Below are 14,213 nucleotides of genomic sequence, written 5' to 3'. Positions count from 1 at the left end.
CTCGTCCGAAAGGGCCGCGCCCCCAGAGGGCAGCCGACTGCTCGTGCAACGGGAGCGGGCGAGCCCTGGGGTGCCGCCAGCGAGGTGACCGCCTCGTGGATCGGTCGCCTCGTCCGTGATCCGGTTCCCCGGGCCGGTCGCGCACATGATCGCAGGGCAGGCCGCGGGACGACCGCGTCGTGCCACCGGGTCCGCATTCGCGAGACCGATGACGGAGCGACGCCGAAGGTGTTGATGCCCGGTTCTCGTCGTCGGGCCCTATCCCGGGGCTTGCACGGCCGGGTGATATTGCGGGCTCTCACGCCTGTCGAACATCCCGTAGTCGCGAATGATCCGAACAGCTCGGAGGCGCGTGCCGGCGACCGATGAGACGGCGTTCGCCGCGCCGGCATCTCTCCACGACAGCAGCACCAGCACCTTTCCTGGATTGGTGAAGGAATCGAACGCGTCCCAACTCACCAGCCCCTCGGTCCGCTGGTCGAGACCGAGCATGGCCATGAGGTCGACATCGAAGGGCGTGGGCCGGTCCGCCGACATCGCCTCCGACAGTGTACAGGCCTTGGCTTGGCCGACTTCCGTCTCATCGAGGCGTTGCTCGCGGACCCGATGTCCCGCCGGCGGGTGGGTGTCAGCCGTCACCTCGCCGACGCGGAGATGGTAGTCCGCGAACACCTCGGACCGGCCTTTCCCCTGGATCAGGTGATGACCGGCATGGGTGCGCCAGCGGATCACCGACTTCTCGTCCCGCCACGTCGAGTGCGAAAGGACCCAGCCCGGCCGCGTCCGGCTCGTGAAGCGCTCGTTGTCGATGAAGCCGTCGATGCCCTCGAGCTCAGGCTTCAGCACGCGCGCGTGTTCCAGATAGGCGTCCTTGCGACCGTCGCCGGGTCGGACTTCGAAGATGACGGAGAACATGGGCTCCTCCCTGGGTGTCGATACGGTTCAAGCCGGGACCGGCTCACTCAGACATGTGGCGGAGGCTCGTCAGAGGGCCCTACGCCCGGCCTCGAGATGCATCAGATGCGTGCCGCGCCCGAGCTTGATGTCACGCCGGTCCGGGGTGCCGGAGAAGGCATCGAGCAGCCACGCGGCGTCGGTCGTCAGACCGTCCCGCTCACCCCGGAACTGGGGAGACAGCCGGCGAAGGAACAGTGTGGGCCCGGATCGCGGATCTTCGATCCAATGATGCTCTTCCCTGTCGTCAATCTCATCGGGCGTCATAGGCGTCACCTATGGCCGTGGCGGGCGAACCGTCGGCACAGACGTGGCGCGGTTCTCCAGCTTCACGCTCCACTCTGATCCAGGGATCCCAGCCGAGTCAGCCGTAAACGCTTCGGTCCAAACCGAAGCGTCGTCGGATGCGGCGGGCATTGAGCGCGTGTAGGTTCAGCTCATGACGCAGGGTCCTGCACTCTCTGAGATCGGCGCGCTCGTCGGAGATCCCAGCCGCGCCAATATCCTGTCGACCTTGATCGACGGGCGAGCGCTGACCGCGACCGAACTGGCCTGGACGGCCGGCGTCGCGCCAGCCACCGCGAGCGAGCACCTGACGAAGCTCGTGGCCGGCGGCCTGCTCACGGTGTCGCGCCAAGGTCGGCACCGATACTTCCGCCTCGCCTCCATCGAGGTCGCCCGCATGCTCGAGGCCATGATGGTGATCGCGAACCGGGGCGAGCCGGAGGAAGCGTCGCGCCGAGCGACGCCGCGGATCGATCCAGCCTTGCGCGAGGCCCGCACCTGCTACGATCACCTCGCCGGACGGCTCGGCGTCGGGATCGCCGATGCGCTGGTCGCACGGGGACTGATCGTCCTGGGCGAGGAGGCGGGTGAAGTGACCGCATTCGGCAGTGCGTGGCTGGCCGCGTTCGGTGTCGAAGTCGAACCGGCCGGACGAACCCGCCGCCTGCTCTGCCGCCCCTGCCTGGACTGGAGCGAGCGGAGACCGCACCTCGCCGGCCGTCTCGGAGCCGCCCTGTGCCGCCGCTGCGAGGATCTCGGGTGGATCGAGCGTCAGCGCGACGGGCGCGCCATCCGCGTGACCGAGAGGGGAAGACTCGGCTTCGAGAGCGAGTTCGGCTTGGTCGAGTGACGGTCGGTCGTGATCCGGTCTGCACCCGCCAAAGCGATCAGAACGCCTTCCCCGGCAGGGGAAACAGTCCGGCGAACCGCTGCACGACGTCCCGGTCCCCGCCCGCCGCAGGAGATGGGCACGTTCATGTACGGCCGGAACTTCGAGGATCCGGATGGCCACGTCGTCGAGCTGATGTGGATGGACCCCGAGGCCGTGACGCGAGGGCACTCTCCGGCCTGAAGCCTTTCCGCGCGCACCCCGACTCGAGGAGGCAACCCATGACTTACGTGAGCGGGTTCGTCACGCCGGTTCCCGACGCGAACCGGGAGGCCTATGTCGCGTCGGCCAGAGCGGCCTGGGCGCTGTTCCGTGAGTACGGCGCGCTCCACCAGATGGAGGCCTGGGGCGACAACGTTCCGGAGGGCGAGCGGACCGATTTCCGGCGGTCCGTCGCCCTTCGCGACGGCGAGAGCGTCGTCCTCGGGTGGATCCTCTGGCCCGACCGGGAAACGGCAGACCGGTGCGAGGCCGCGATGCGGACCGATCCGCGCTTCCGCGATCTGACCATGCCGTTCGACGGGGCGCGGATGATCTTCGGAGGTTTCGCCGCGGTCTTCGAAGCGTCGCGCGGGGCGGCGTAGAGGAGACGAGGATCCTGATCCTCTACGGCGTGGCCCCGACGCTTCGGTGCAACCCTGAGGCGACCTAGCCTTTTCGATGTTCGGCCTGATCGGCGGTGCCGGCGATGTCGACCGCTGCCCCCGATCCCGCGGGATGTTCCGCCACGAAGCGCTCGAAGGTCGCGCGATCCTTGGCGCGCTTCAGCGCGTCGACGAAACCCTCGAAGTCCCGGAGACGCGTTTCGAGCGCGCGGCGCTCCCCCTCGATGCGGCCGATCTCGCCGTCGCGCCAGGCGTCGAAGGCGGTGTTGCCGCTGGTCCGGGGCGGCGTGAACCGGCGCCGCTCACGGAACCCGGTGCCGGGCCCGAGCGACCGGCGCAGGCGTTCGAGGCCCGGCAGGCCGGACAGCCCGAGATCGCGCCGCACGAGCGCCTGCCGCGCGACGAGGACGAGGGCGGCGAAGCTGCCGACATAGAGGGCATCGTGGATCCAGGGCATGATGGGCATGGGACAGCTCCTTGCGCGTGTCGGCGCCGTTGATGACGGACGGAGCATGCCGACATGCCGCTGCTGCGGGCTGAACCGGTCGGTTAAGGCCGGGTTAAGCCTTCAGGCCTGTTGACGGACAACCCGTCCGCGACGCCGCGCGATCGCGGGGCGGAATGCCGTGGGTCCGGGGGTTCAGCCCAGGACGACCCGGAGCTTGTTGGCGAGTTCGTCCCGTTGATAGGGCTTGCTCAGGAGAGGCAGGTCGGCCGGCACCGCGTGCTCGTCGAGCGCCGTGCCCGTGTACCCGGACGTCAGGAGCACCCGCAGGCCGGGACGCAGGCGCCGGGCCTCGACCGAGAGCTGCACGCCGTTCATGCCACCGGGCATGACGACGTCCGAGAACAGGATATCGATGCGCTCGGGGCCGCCCAGCCGCTCCAGGGCCTCCGACGCCCGGGTCGCGGTCAGGGTCCGGTAACCGAGCTCGCCCAGGCTCTCGACCGCCATCTCCAGCACCGCCGGCTCGTCCTCGACCACGAGCACCACCTCGCCGGAGGCCGCCCGCCGCAGCGGGAGGGTGTTGTCCGGCCGGGCCTCGACGGCCCTCTCGGCCGAGCGCGGCAGGTAGAGCTCGATGGAGGTGCCGGCGCCGGGCTCGCTCTTGATCTGCGCGTGCCCTCCGGCCTGCCGCACGAACCCGTAGACTTGGCTGAGGCCGAGGCCCGTTCCCTTGCCGACATCCTTGGTCGTGAAGAAAGGCTCGAAGGCGCGGCTGCGCGTGGCGGCGTCCATGCCCTGGCCCGTGTCGGTGACCGAGACGAGCACGTAGGCGCCCGGCCGCAGGTCGGGCCGGTCGGGAATCTCCGCGGCATCGAGGTGCCCGTTGCAGGTCTTGACCGTCAGGACGCCGCCGTCCGGCATCGCGTCCCGGGCGTTGACCGCGAGGTTCAGCACCGCACTCTCGAACTGTCCCGGATCGAGCCGGACCGGATCGAGGACCGCGTCGAGGTCGAACCGGATCTCGACGGTCTCGCCGACGGCCCGCTTCAGCAGGGCCTGGAAGTCCTTGAGCAGCCGGTTGGGGTTGACGGTCTCGGGCCGGAGCACCTGGCGCCGGGAGAACGACAGCAGCTTCTCGGTGACCTCGGCCCCGCGCCGCGCCGCCGTCATCGCCGACGTGGCCAGCCTCTCGACGCGCTGCGGGTTGTCGGGCTTGCGCACGATCATGTCGAGGTTGCCGACGATGATGGTCAGCAGGTTGTTGAAGTCGTGCGCCACGCCCCCGGTCAACTGGCCGATGGCCTCCATCTTCTGAGCCTGGTTCAGGCGTTCCTCGGCCTCGCGCTGGCGCGTCGTGTCCATCACGACGCCCGCCATGGACCGGGGCTGGCCGTTCCCGTCGCGGTAGACCTTGCCCCGCATCGTGACCGAGCGGGCGGCCCCGTCCTCGGCCCGCCGGATGTGGCAGTCGATGTCGAGGCGGCCCGTCCCGATGGCGGCATCGAACGCCGCCCGCACGGCGTCTCGGTCCTCGGGGACGACGTGCTCGACGAAGGTCCCGACGTCCCATGCCGCGACCGGAGCGCTGTGGCCGAAGATCGCGTCGTGCCTCGGCGACCGGCGCGCCGTGTTGCCACGGAGGTCGAGCTCCCAGTCGCCCATCTCGGCCGCTTCCAGCGCCAGGGCGAGGTTGTCGCGGGCACGCTGCAGCTCCGCCCGCCGGGCCTCCCGGTCCTCGGCGGCGGCCGCAGCCTGGGCGTACAGGAAGTCGACCTCGCGCAGGTAGACGCCGAGCAGGATGAAGCCGGCCACCAGGGCTTCCATCCGGCCCGCGAACCAGCCGACCGTGCCGCGGGCGGCGCCCGGAAGCGTGACCATGTTGTCGAAGACGAGCAGCAGAAGCGACACGGCCAGCCAGAGCTGGAGCACGGTCCGCAGGCGGGTCTTCCACCACAGCACGGCCAGCGCGATGACGGTCAGGGCGACCACGCCCGGCCCGATGCCCGAGGTGGTGAGCAGCCAGTAATCGTCGCCCTCGACGCATTTCGGCAGGAGGTGGACGTAGCGGACGGCCACCACGCCGGTGAGCGCGGCGGCCGCGACGGTCCCGGCGACGGTGGCCCAGCCGATCCGTCCGGCCTTTCCGCGCGGGGCCTGCGGCGGACGCTCGTCGCCCTCCAGGAGCGCGTAGGGCAGCGCGAAGAGCGGCGGCCCGAGATGCCAGAAGGTCCAGAGCCACGTCGTGGTGTCCGGCCCGTCACCGAGGAGCCGACCCTGCGCGAGGACGTTCGGGAACGACAGCATCTGCAGGAAGACGACGAGCGTCACGTAGAGGCTGCCGGCCCCGAGCACGAGCAGCGGCGCCGAGCCGATGCGGCGGTACTGCGTGAGGAACAGGTACGTGGTCAGGCCGTAGACCACGATCAGCGCCGATTGGTAGACGGGCACGAAGCCCGGCATCGGCGGCATCGGGCGGTTGGCGAACGGCAGCAGCGCGAGGGTGACGGCCCCGAACAGGAGGCTGACGGCGACCGCGAGCCGACGCTGCGTCCGGCCGGCCCGGGCTGTCGCCAGGGTCGCCAGGGTCGGCGCCGTCGAGGACTCGCTCATCGTGTGCTCCGGACCGAAGCGGGATGGCTGGCTGCGCCGGCTGATCGCTCGCGAGGCATCAGGTGTACCACGGCGCTTCTCGCTGTTCCACGCGAGGCACAGGGGCGTTCCCGTCCGTTAAAAGGGCGAAGCTCGGCCGTCGTTCCCGTGCCGTGACGGCGGTGGGCGACGGATGGCGGCCTCGGCGGAATCGCCTTGCCCGGCGAGAGTGGAGAGCACTTTCCTGAAGGAGGCGGGTCCCCGTCGCGGGCCGGAAGCGGTTCGAGCGGGGCATCGCCCAGCCCGTCGCGCGCACCGTAGGGAAGCGAGTCCGGTTCGGTCAGCCGGGCATACTACGCGCGCAGATTCAGCCGATAGCGATAGGCATCGCCTCGGAACAGGCCTTCCACGTACTCGATCATCACCGAGTCCTGATTGTAGCTGTGGCGCTTGATCAGCAGGCACGGGAGGGGCTGTTCGAAGGCGAAGATCTCGCACTCGTCAGCCGTCGGCATGGTCGCCTCCACCGTCTGCTCGCAGCGCACGAGGCGGCCGCCCGGGTGCCCGCTCAGGAAGGCGTAGACGGAACCGGAGAGGTCGCCGGTCTCGAGGGCGGGCACGGCGCGGATGTTGTACCAGGCGACCTCGCGCGACATCGGCACGCCGTCGCCGGAGCGAACGCGCGTCAGACGCAGGAACGGGGCCGTCGAGGGCAGGCCGAAGATCGATGCGATCGAGCGGTCCTCGGTGACCGCCCGATCGAGGATGCGCGAGGATGGGATCTTCCCCAGCTCCCGCATCTCCTCCGTGAAGCCCTTGAGCCGGTCCATACCCGGGCGCACGGGCTCGGGGGGACGGCGCACGAGGAAGCCGCAGCGCCCGCGCGGGACGAGCAGCTCGTTGTCGCTGAGTTCGGCATAGGCGCGTTGGACCGTCACGCGGCTGACCCCGAGGCTGTCGGCGAGCTGGCGCTCGGCCGGCAAGGTGACGCCCGGCGGCAGCGAGCCCGACAGGATCAGTTCGCGAAGCTGACCCTCGATCTGCCGGTACAGCGGCATCGCCGTGTCGGCGCGCAGGCGGAGGAGAGAGAGCACGGAGGGACGCTCGCCCTCCGCGAGGTCCGCCTCGACATCACCCTTGATCGTCCGATTTTTGGGGCGCACGTCCGATCGGCCTCCGGTACAGCTATTCGCAGTGTACAGGTTCGGAGCGCTCCATGCGCCTGTTCGTCGTCGGAAGCTTCGTGATCGCCTGCTCGGTCAAGGTCGCGCGGCTGCCGCAGGCGGGCGAGTCCCTCGATGGCTTGGCCTTCCTCGCCGAGCCTGGCGGCAAGGGCTTCAACCTCGCGCTCGCCGCGCACCAGCTCGGCGTCGAGGTGGACGGACTCTTCGCCGTCGGCACGGACGTGTTCTCCCCTATGGTCCGCGCCACCTTCGCGCGGGTCGGATTCGCCGAGGACATGCTGGTGCCGCATGCCGGCTCGACGGGCGCCGGCGTCGCGTTCGTCGACGCGGCCGGCGAGAACTGTCTCGCGGTCTGCCTCGGGGCCAACCTCGCCCTCGGTGCGGAGGACGTCCGAGCCGTCGCCGCCCGCCTCGAGCGAGCGGACCTCGTGGCGGCGACGTTCGAATCGCCGGACGCCTCGATCCGAGCGGCGTTCGCGCTCGCTCGGCAGGCGGGCATCCCCACGCTGCTGAATCCCTCCCCGATGCGCCCCATCGACCCGGCGATCCTGGCCGATACCGCGATCCTCGTCGTCAACGCGGTCGAGGCCGCCGACCTCGGCCTGGGGACTCCCGACGCCATCGCGGACGCCACGGAAGCGACGCCGGGGATCGCCGCCCTGCTCTCCGGAGGCCTCGGACTGCTGATCGTGACCCTGGGAGAGCGCGGCGCGGTGGCGTTCCGCCCCGGACTGTCCCCCCTCCGCCAGCCGGCCTTCGCGGTCGCGGCGGTCGACACGGTCGGCGCGGGGGACGCGTTCACGGCCGGGCTTATCGCGGGCCTGCTCGCGGGAGAGCCCCTCGACGCGATCCTGCGGCAGGCCGCGGCCTGCGGTGCGCTCACGACCTGCCAGTTCGGGGCTTTCGAGGCCTTTCCGACCGCGCAGGTGCTGGCCGCCTTCCTCCGCGACGCCGATATGTGAGTCACGCCGCGCCCAGGCGCTTCGTCGTCTGCCCGCTGAAGAGCGCGAGCGACGTGACGATGCTCAGCAAATCGGCCTGCCGCTTCGTTCCGGTCTTGTTGAAGATCGAGTTGAGCTGGGTGCGGACGGTGCTTGTCTGGACGCCGACGCTCTCGGCGTAGCTCTGCAGACGCAAGCCTCCGGCGAGCGCCTGGAGCAACCGCGCCTCCGCCGGGGTCAGGTCGAACAGCATGTTCAGCAGGCCGTCGTCCGGAACCGCCCGCGCGCCGACATGCACGAGAACGAGGAGCACCGCCGAGGCACCGAAGACGTCGCCGGGGCGCTGCTTCAGGCGCATGACATGAGCGATCTGAGGACGGTGATCAGAGTAGCTGCGCACCGGCATGGTCTGCGCCGGGCGCCGGCCGCCAACGACGTTGCCGATCGCGTCCTGCAGCAGCTTGCTGTTGATCAGGCTCTTGAAGAGCTGGCCGCCGTGCTGGCCGGGGGGCAGGACCTCCTCCCGCTCCTGCAGCCGGGCATTCATGGTCAGCACCCGACCCGAGGCCGACAGAACGGCGGCGGGGAGTCCGATCTGGCTGAGCGTCGCGGTCGTGACGCGGCCGCGCTCGCAGCTGAACTGGGCGCTGAGCTCGCAGGCGCGCACGAGGTGTGGTCGCAAGGCGTCAAGTCCGGGCAGGACGGAGGCCTCATGGGGGCCGGTTTGAGCCCGCCGTTCGGCGGTGACGATCGCGATGTCGCCTGTCGAAAGGGGAATCGTTGTGCCCACCTGCCAGAACGGCCTGTCGCCTTCGCGGGGCCAGCCTTCGTAGGAGGCCGGCACGAGGTCGACGTCGCGCGTGAAGCCCGCCTGGGCGTCGGTGCGCCACGGCGCCATCCGACCGCTGCTGCGCCCCGCGCCGGTCTGGTGACCGAGGCGCTGCTCCAGGGCCGGTGAGGCGATCCAGCGGGAGGTCCCGACGGGCGGGAGCACCGTGAGCACAGCGCCGTCCGAGTTCGCCATATCGCCGATGGACTGGAGGACGTCGGGCCAGAGTTCCGGCGTGCCCGCAGCCTCGTAGATCCGGTCGATAAGCGCTTCCCGCATTGGCACGTCCCGCGACGATTCTTCTGACCGCGGTAATACCAATATCAGTCCAAAACCGACATTTGCATCCTTCAAACAGAGGATGCCGTCCGGCAGGGACGGTGCGCCGAGGGCCGTTTCGACGGACTCACCGCCCCCCGGCCCCGGACACGCGGCGTCGACACGGCCGCCCGGAGCGCCGGCGCGGCTGTGTAAGTGCCTGGCGCCACGGTGCTTTGTCGCCCGACCGGGACGCCGGCGGCGAGCGCGGCGCGGCGCTGGCAGCGCCATCCGCCGAACAGAGGATGCCAGGGTTCCCGCCCTCCCTAGTGTGTCGACGCGAGGGAGGAACAGCCATGAAAACAGTCGTCGCCACCGCCGTGGTCGTCTTGTTCTGCGCCGGCGCCCGCGCCGACGAGCTGAACGACATGCCGGACATCGCGTGTGCCCAAGCGTCGTCCGCCGTGGAGCGCGATCACATCGGGTGCCCGGGCACCGACAGGGCGGCCGCGGGGTCCCGGGCGGCCGCCTCGCCCCTCGACCGCGCGGAAGACGACTGACCGGATTCCCGGTGCCATGAGCGTCGTCGCCACGGCACTGCTCACCGGCGCGAGTCTCGGTCTGTCCATCGCCGCGCCGATCGGGCCGACGAGCTTGCTGTGCGTTCAGCGAACGCTGTCAGGCGGCCTGTCGACCGGCCTCGCCACCGGGCTCGGTGTCGCCACCGTGCACCTGACATACGGGGGTCTCGTCATGCGCTGGGGCGCGGAGCTCGCCGCGGTGTGGTCGAACGGCGCCGTTCTCTCCCTGATCTCGGAGGCGGTGCTTCTCGCCCTCGCGGTCCGGGTGCTTCGCAGCGTCTCGGTGCTGCAGGAGGGCCGCGCGTGCTGCGACACCCTGGCGGTGAGCTACGGCAGCGCGGTCGTGCTGGCCCTGACGAATCCGGTCACCCCCGTGCTGTTCCTGGCCGCGATGCCGGCCTTCCTCGAGCGCGGGACCGCACCGTTCCCGGTCCTGGCGGCCGGTGTCTTCGTCGGCTCGTTCGGCTGGTGGGTTGTGCTCAACACCGCGGTGTCCCTGCTCCGGCGCTGCGTGACCAGCCGAGTCCTGAATCGGATGAACACGGCCGCGGGCCTTCTTCTCGCCCTCCTGGCGCTGAGCTTGCTCGTCCGGGGGCTGGACGGTGGCACGGCGGCCCGTTCGAGCAGCGCGGGCGTGAGCGGGGTGTCGGGCGCGGGCACCCGAGCGCCGAGCCGGCTCTGAGCCGCCGCGCAGCGCGGGACGCGATCTCGCCCCGGCTCGCAGCGCGGTCGACAGCGTGGCCGCCCCCGGTCGTGTCGGCGGTGATACCGCGGACCGGATCCGGAGAGCCGCGCCCGTCAGGAGCGTCGGAGGCGTACGGTGGACGCGGGCCGCGTCACTGCCTGCCAGGCACGGTGCCGTGGACGGCGTTGCGCCATGCCTCCGCGCCCCCGGCTTGGTGCCAGAGCCACGCCGTTGCCGCCACCCAGGGGCCACCAATCAGGATGAAGGCGATCAGACCCATGTCGTCCCTCCTCGGCTAGGGAACGCCAGCCTACGCCAAATCGACGCGAACGCCAGGTGGACCTGTCCCGGCCGCGCGCGCGCCGGGGCCGCTCGGCGTCTCGGCACGTCAGCCGACGGGGCCGGCATCGAGCGACACGCGGAAGCGCATCCGCACCACGCCCGTGTCGTCGCGGACCGCCGCGATGTAATCCTGGCGCCCAGGCCGGTCGGAGAGCCCCTGCGCGATCCGCGTCATGATCTTCACGGCCTGCGACCGGGCGGCTTCGAGACCGGGCAGGTCGTAGCCGTCCTTGTCGCGGACGAGCTCGGTTCCGTCGTGCAGGTCGATGAAGAAGCGGGGCATGGGCGGCTCGGCGGGGGGATCCGTCCGCTACGCTAAGCAGTTTCCGCACCGGCCCGCGTACCCCTTTTCGGCAGGTCGCCGTCGCGGCGCTCCCGTGATCGCGCCGGCACCGGCGGTGGCTCGGGACGGGCCGGGCGACGGCCCTAGCGGTAGTCGCCCGGGGTCAGACCGTGCCGGGCCATCTTGTCGTAGAGGGTCTTGCGCGGCAGGCCGAGGGCTTCCGCGGCGGCGCGGACATCGCCGCCGGCCATGATCAGCTCGTCGCGGATCAGCTGCCGCTCGAAGCGATCGACCTGATCGGTGAGGCTGGCGGCGGCCCTCTCGGCCGCGGGCTGCGCCGCCGCCGCGAGGCCCAGCGCGCAGCGCTCGGCGAAATGGCCGAGCTCGCGGACGTTGCCGGGCCAGGCGTGGCGGCGCAGGTGCTCGCGGATCGCCGGCGTGACGGGCGGCACCGGGCGCCCGAACTTCTCCGCGGCCCGGCGCAGGAAGTGCTGGAACAGCAGCAGCACGTCCTCCCCGCGGTCGCGCAGGGGCGGGATCGCGATCGTGATGACGTTGAGCCGGTGATAGAGGTCGTCGCGGAAGGTGCCCTGCGCGGCCGCCTGCCCGAGATCGACCTTCGTGGCGGCGACCACGCGCATGTCGACCGGGCGCACCTCGTTGGTGCCGAGCGGTTCCACGGTGCGCTCCTGGAGCACGCGGAGGAGCTTGACCTGCAGCGGCAGCGGCATGCTCTCGATCTCGTCGAGGAAGAGCGTGCCGCCCTGCGCGTGCTCGATGCGGCCGACCCGGCGCTTGAGGGCCCCGGTGAAGGCGCCGGCCTCGTGCCCGAACAGCTCGCTCTCCACGACGCTGTCGGGCAGCGCCCCGCAATTCATGGCCACGAGGTTTCGCTCCGCGCGGCGGCTCCACCGGTGCAGGGCGCCGGCCACGACCTCCTTGCCGGACCCGGTCTCGCCGAAAACCAGCACGTCGACGTCGGCCTGCGCCACCTCGCGCACCAGGGCGCGCAGGCCCACGATCTCCGGGGAGGTCCCGAGGAAAGCCGGATCCTCCTCGATCGCCGCGTCGAGCCGGGCCCGCAGCGCCCGGTTCTCGATCACGAGCCGCCGCCGCTCCAGCGCCCGGCGCACGGACACGACGAGCGCCTCGGCGGGATAGGGCTTGGCCAGGAAGTCGTAGGCCCCGTCCTGCATGGCGGCCACCGCCATGCGGATGTCCCCGTGGCCGGTGATCAGGATCACCGGCAGGTCGGGGTCGACCCGGCGCAGCCGCGTCAGGAGGGCGACGCCGTCGAGCCCCGGCAGCCGCACGTCGGTGACCACCACGCCGGGCGGCGCGGCCAGGATCGCCGCGAGCGCCGGCTCGGCGGCCGCGAAGGCCTCGACGGTGAAACCCTCGAGCTCCAGGCTCTGGCCGTTGGCCCGGCGCACGTCGGCCTCGTCGTCGATGAAGACGACGCGCTCGGTGCCCGCCTGCGCGTCCGCCGGTCCGCTCACGGTGTCGCTCCCACGGGCTTGCCCACGTTCGGGACCGCGTCCGCCGCCCGGATCATCTCCATCCGGAAGACCGTCCCGGCGCCGTCGCCGCCGGCCAGGATCAGGTTCCCGCCGCAATCCTCCACGATCCCGCGGGATATGGCGAGGCCCAGGCCGAGGCCGTCCGCCTTGGTCGTGAAGAAGGCGTCGAAGATCTGGCCGCGCACCTCCGCGGGGATCCCGGGCCCGGTATCGGCCACCTCGATCGCGACGCGCTCGTCCCCCTCGACGAGGTGCAGGCTGACGCGGGCCTCTTCGCGACCCGCCACGGCGTCGACGGCGTTCTGCAGCAGGTTGACCAGGACCTGCTCCAGCCGCGGGCCGTCCCCGAGGACGCGCAGATCCGGGGCGGGCCGGTCCGCCTCCAGCGGGACGTGCAGCGCGGCGGCGCGCGCCGCCACGAGCTCCAGCGCGTTGGCCACCACCTCACGCAGGGAAACCGGTTCCCGCCGCGGCGAGGCGCGGCGGGCGAAGCCCTTGAGTTGCCGGGTGAGGCCGGCGATGCGGTCGGTGAGCCGCCCGATGGCGGCGGCATTCTCGGCCGCGTCCTCGCCCCGCCCGCGGCGGATCAGGATCGCGGCATTGTCCGCGTAGGAGCGGATCGCCGCCAGCGGCTGGTTGATCTCGTGGGCCATGCTGGCCGCGAACTGGCCCAGCGCCGCGAGCCGGCCGGCCTGCGCCAGTTCGCGGCCGAGGCGCTCGCGCTCGGCCTCGGCGCGCTGCCGCTCCGCGATCTCGGCGCGCAGCTGGGCATTGGTCTCCCGCAGTGCCCGCGTCCGCGCCTCGACGCTCGATTCCAGCTCCGCCCGGCGCGCCGCGGCCTCGGCGAGCCGCGCCCGGGTCCGGCGGCCGCGATCGGTGAGCGCGAAGATCCCGTAGCCAGCGAATGCCGTGACGAGGGCCGCGATGATCCAGGCCTGCAGGCGTTCCCGCTCGACGGCGGTGCCGAGCGGCGTCAGCGTCCGCAGCTGCCAGTCCGTGCCCGGTACGGGCGCCTGCGACAGGATCGCGCTCCAGGCCGGCAGCGACCCGCGCCCGACCCGCACCACGTCCGGCTCGCCCGCGACCGGATGGAGCGGCAGGCGCTCCAGGCGGGCGTTGCCGAATTCTTGTCCCGCCTCGATCCGGGCGCGCTCGGCCGCGTCGACGGCGCTGAGCGTGTCGAAGCGCCAGCCCGGCTCGCTGGTGACGAGGACGATGCCACGGGCGTCGGTGACGAAGGTGACCTCGCGGGCGGCCCGCCACGCCGACTCGACGGCGTCGAACTCGACCTTCACCACGACGACCCCGCTCCCGGCCCCGATCCGGCGCGCGAGGTACAGGCCCGGCCGTCCGCTGACCGTGCCGAGGGCGAACTGGGAGCCGGCCCCGCCGGCCAGGGCCTGCTTGAAATACGGGCGGAACCCGTAGTCCCGGCCGACGAAGCTGCGATCCTCGCCCGCGTTGCTCGCCGCGACCGTGAGTCCGTCGACGCGGATGATGTAGATGACCGCCGAACCCGTGGCGGCGGCGACCTGGGCGAGCCGCCGGTCGACACGGTCGAGGAGGTCGCGCCCGGGATCGGGACCGACCGCGGCGGCGACCTCGGGGTCGGCCGCGAGCGCCAGCGGCAGGGACGCCTGCTTCTGCATCTCCGCGAGCAGGACGCCGACCTGAAGGCCGATCGCCGAACGGGCGCCGCGCCGCAGGTCTGAGAGGGCCCAGCGCTCCGCGGCGCGCCCGGCGAGCCACGCCGTCACGAGGATCGCGCAGAGCCCGACCACGACGGCGACACCCCGGCGCGAAGGCGGGCGGTGACCGGA

General features: G+C 71.6%; 15 protein-coding genes and 1 pseudogene. 6 read left to right on the top strand and 10 right to left on the bottom strand.

All coding sequences use genetic code 11. From position 1 onward, the window contains the following. Positions 1 to 258: 258 nt before the first annotated feature. Positions 259 to 915, bottom strand: coding sequence for an antibiotic biosynthesis monooxygenase (locus H288_RS0106340; protein WP_020091752.1), 657 nt, complete (start codon positions 913 to 915; stop codon positions 259 to 261). Positions 916 to 984: 69 nt separating this feature from the next. Next, positions 985 to 1,221, bottom strand: a complete 237-nt coding sequence (locus tag H288_RS0106335; protein ID WP_020091751.1) for a hypothetical protein — start codon at positions 1,219 to 1,221, stop codon at positions 985 to 987. A 172-nt stretch (positions 1,222 to 1,393) separates the two neighbouring features. Here H288_RS0106335 and H288_RS0106330 point away from each other — a divergent pair, with 172 nt between their 5' ends. From H288_RS0106330 to H288_RS0106320, 3 genes and pseudogenes are all read left to right on the top strand, one after another. Further along, the gene (locus H288_RS0106330) at positions 1,394 to 2,089 is read left to right on the top strand and encodes a helix-turn-helix transcriptional regulator (RefSeq protein ID WP_020091750.1); all 696 of its coding nucleotides are present in this window, start codon (positions 1,394 to 1,396) and stop codon (positions 2,087 to 2,089) included. A 96-nt stretch (positions 2,090 to 2,185) separates the two neighbouring features. Continuing rightward, a pseudogene (locus H288_RS33825) lies at positions 2,186 to 2,311 on the top strand (lactoylglutathione lyase); the annotation flags it as partial. Positions 2,312 to 2,349: 38 nt separating this feature from the next. Further along, on the top strand, positions 2,350 to 2,712 hold the full coding sequence (locus H288_RS0106320; protein WP_020091748.1) for a DUF1428 domain-containing protein: 363 nt from the start codon (positions 2,350 to 2,352) through the stop codon (positions 2,710 to 2,712). Positions 2,713 to 2,776: 64 nt separating this feature from the next. On the opposite strand, the gene H288_RS0106315 is transcribed toward H288_RS0106320, so the two are convergent. The 3 genes from H288_RS0106315 to H288_RS0106305 form a co-directional block, all read right to left on the bottom strand. Then, on the bottom strand, positions 2,777 to 3,199 hold the full coding sequence (locus H288_RS0106315; protein WP_020091747.1) for a DUF2852 domain-containing protein: 423 nt from the start codon (positions 3,197 to 3,199) through the stop codon (positions 2,777 to 2,779). 174 nt (positions 3,200 to 3,373) lie between these two features. Then, positions 3,374 to 5,791 (bottom strand): MASE4 domain-containing protein, encoded by a 2,418-nt coding sequence (locus H288_RS0106310; RefSeq protein WP_026604727.1) that lies wholly within the window; start codon positions 5,789 to 5,791, stop codon positions 3,374 to 3,376. Positions 5,792 to 6,123: 332 nt separating this feature from the next. Continuing rightward, a complete protein-coding gene (locus tag H288_RS0106305) occupies positions 6,124 to 6,933 on the bottom strand; it encodes a GntR family transcriptional regulator (protein WP_020091746.1) in 810 nt (269 codons plus the stop codon). Positions 6,934 to 6,986: 53 nt separating this feature from the next. Between H288_RS0106305 and H288_RS0106300 the strand changes: the two genes are divergently transcribed. Further along, complete coding sequence (locus tag H288_RS0106300; protein ID WP_020091745.1) at positions 6,987 to 7,916, top strand: PfkB family carbohydrate kinase; 930 nt, start codon at positions 6,987 to 6,989, stop codon at positions 7,914 to 7,916. Between the two features lies 1 nt (position 7,917). On the opposite strand, the gene H288_RS0106295 is transcribed toward H288_RS0106300, so the two are convergent. Next, positions 7,918 to 9,009 (bottom strand): helix-turn-helix transcriptional regulator, encoded by a 1,092-nt coding sequence (locus H288_RS0106295; RefSeq protein WP_158684198.1) that lies wholly within the window; start codon positions 9,007 to 9,009, stop codon positions 7,918 to 7,920. 329 nt (positions 9,010 to 9,338) lie between these two features. On the opposite strand from H288_RS0106295, the gene H288_RS0106290 reads away from it, so the two are divergent. Beyond that, positions 9,339 to 9,542 carry a hypothetical protein gene (locus H288_RS0106290; RefSeq protein WP_020091743.1) on the top strand — a complete coding sequence of 68 codons (204 nt, stop codon included), beginning with the start codon at positions 9,339 to 9,341 and terminating at the stop codon, positions 9,540 to 9,542. Between the two features lie 16 nt (positions 9,543 to 9,558). Beyond that, positions 9,559 to 10,245 (top strand): LysE family transporter, encoded by a 687-nt coding sequence (locus H288_RS32155; protein ID WP_020091742.1) that lies wholly within the window; start codon positions 9,559 to 9,561, stop codon positions 10,243 to 10,245. A 154-nt stretch (positions 10,246 to 10,399) separates the two neighbouring features. On the opposite strand, the gene H288_RS36235 is transcribed toward H288_RS32155, so the two are convergent. The 4 genes from H288_RS36235 to H288_RS0106265 all read right to left on the bottom strand — a co-directional run bounded on the left by H288_RS36235 (position 10,400) and on the right by H288_RS0106265 (position 14,174). Next, positions 10,400 to 10,528 (bottom strand): hypothetical protein, encoded by a 129-nt coding sequence (locus H288_RS36235; protein WP_020091741.1) that lies wholly within the window; start codon positions 10,526 to 10,528, stop codon positions 10,400 to 10,402. Positions 10,529 to 10,636: 108 nt separating this feature from the next. Then, positions 10,637 to 10,873 carry a hypothetical protein gene (locus tag H288_RS0106275; protein ID WP_020091740.1) on the bottom strand — a complete coding sequence of 79 codons (237 nt, stop codon included), beginning with the start codon at positions 10,871 to 10,873 and terminating at the stop codon, positions 10,637 to 10,639. A gap of 143 nt (positions 10,874 to 11,016) precedes the next feature. Continuing rightward, on the bottom strand, positions 11,017 to 12,372 hold the full coding sequence (locus H288_RS0106270) for a sigma-54 dependent transcriptional regulator (RefSeq protein ID WP_020091739.1): 1,356 nt from the start codon (positions 12,370 to 12,372) through the stop codon (positions 11,017 to 11,019). Then, positions 12,369 to 14,174, bottom strand: a complete 1,806-nt coding sequence (locus H288_RS0106265) for an ATP-binding protein (RefSeq protein WP_042673248.1) — start codon at positions 14,172 to 14,174, stop codon at positions 12,369 to 12,371. The genes H288_RS0106270 and H288_RS0106265 overlap by 4 nt, the downstream gene beginning before the upstream one ends. Positions 14,175 to 14,213 lie beyond the last annotated feature (39 nt).

The organism is Methylobacterium sp. 285MFTsu5.1 (assembly GCF_000383455.1).
Classification (GTDB): domain Bacteria; phylum Pseudomonadota; class Alphaproteobacteria; order Rhizobiales; family Beijerinckiaceae; genus Methylobacterium.
Note: the sequence above shows the minus strand (reverse complement) of the source record. Positions and strands in the feature narration are given on the sequence as shown.

Bases quoted from the DNA above. Each gene is read 5' to 3' on its own strand.
- H288_RS0106340 (WP_020091752.1), bottom strand. From the start codon at position 915: ATGTTCTCCGTCATCTTCGAAGTCCGACCCGGCGACGGTCGCAAGGAC.
- H288_RS0106335 (WP_020091751.1), bottom strand. From the start codon at position 1,221: ATGACGCCCGATGAGATTGACGACAGGGAAGAGCATCATTGGATCGAA.
- H288_RS0106330 (WP_020091750.1), top strand. From the start codon at position 1,394: ATGACGCAGGGTCCTGCACTCTCTGAGATCGGCGCGCTCGTCGGAGAT.
- H288_RS0106320 (WP_020091748.1), top strand. From the start codon at position 2,350: ATGACTTACGTGAGCGGGTTCGTCACGCCGGTTCCCGACGCGAACCGG.
- H288_RS0106315 (WP_020091747.1), bottom strand. From the start codon at position 3,199: ATGCCCATCATGCCCTGGATCCACGATGCCCTCTATGTCGGCAGCTTC.
- H288_RS0106310 (WP_026604727.1), bottom strand. From the start codon at position 5,791: ATGAGCGAGTCCTCGACGGCGCCGACCCTGGCGACCCTGGCGACAGCC.
- H288_RS0106300 (WP_020091745.1), top strand. From the start codon at position 6,987: ATGCGCCTGTTCGTCGTCGGAAGCTTCGTGATCGCCTGCTCGGTCAAG.
- H288_RS0106290 (WP_020091743.1), top strand. From the start codon at position 9,339: ATGAAAACAGTCGTCGCCACCGCCGTGGTCGTCTTGTTCTGCGCCGGC.
- H288_RS32155 (WP_020091742.1), top strand. From the start codon at position 9,559: ATGAGCGTCGTCGCCACGGCACTGCTCACCGGCGCGAGTCTCGGTCTG.
- H288_RS36235 (WP_020091741.1), bottom strand. From the start codon at position 10,528: ATGGGTCTGATCGCCTTCATCCTGATTGGTGGCCCCTGGGTGGCGGCA.
- H288_RS0106275 (WP_020091740.1), bottom strand. From the start codon at position 10,873: ATGCCCCGCTTCTTCATCGACCTGCACGACGGAACCGAGCTCGTCCGC.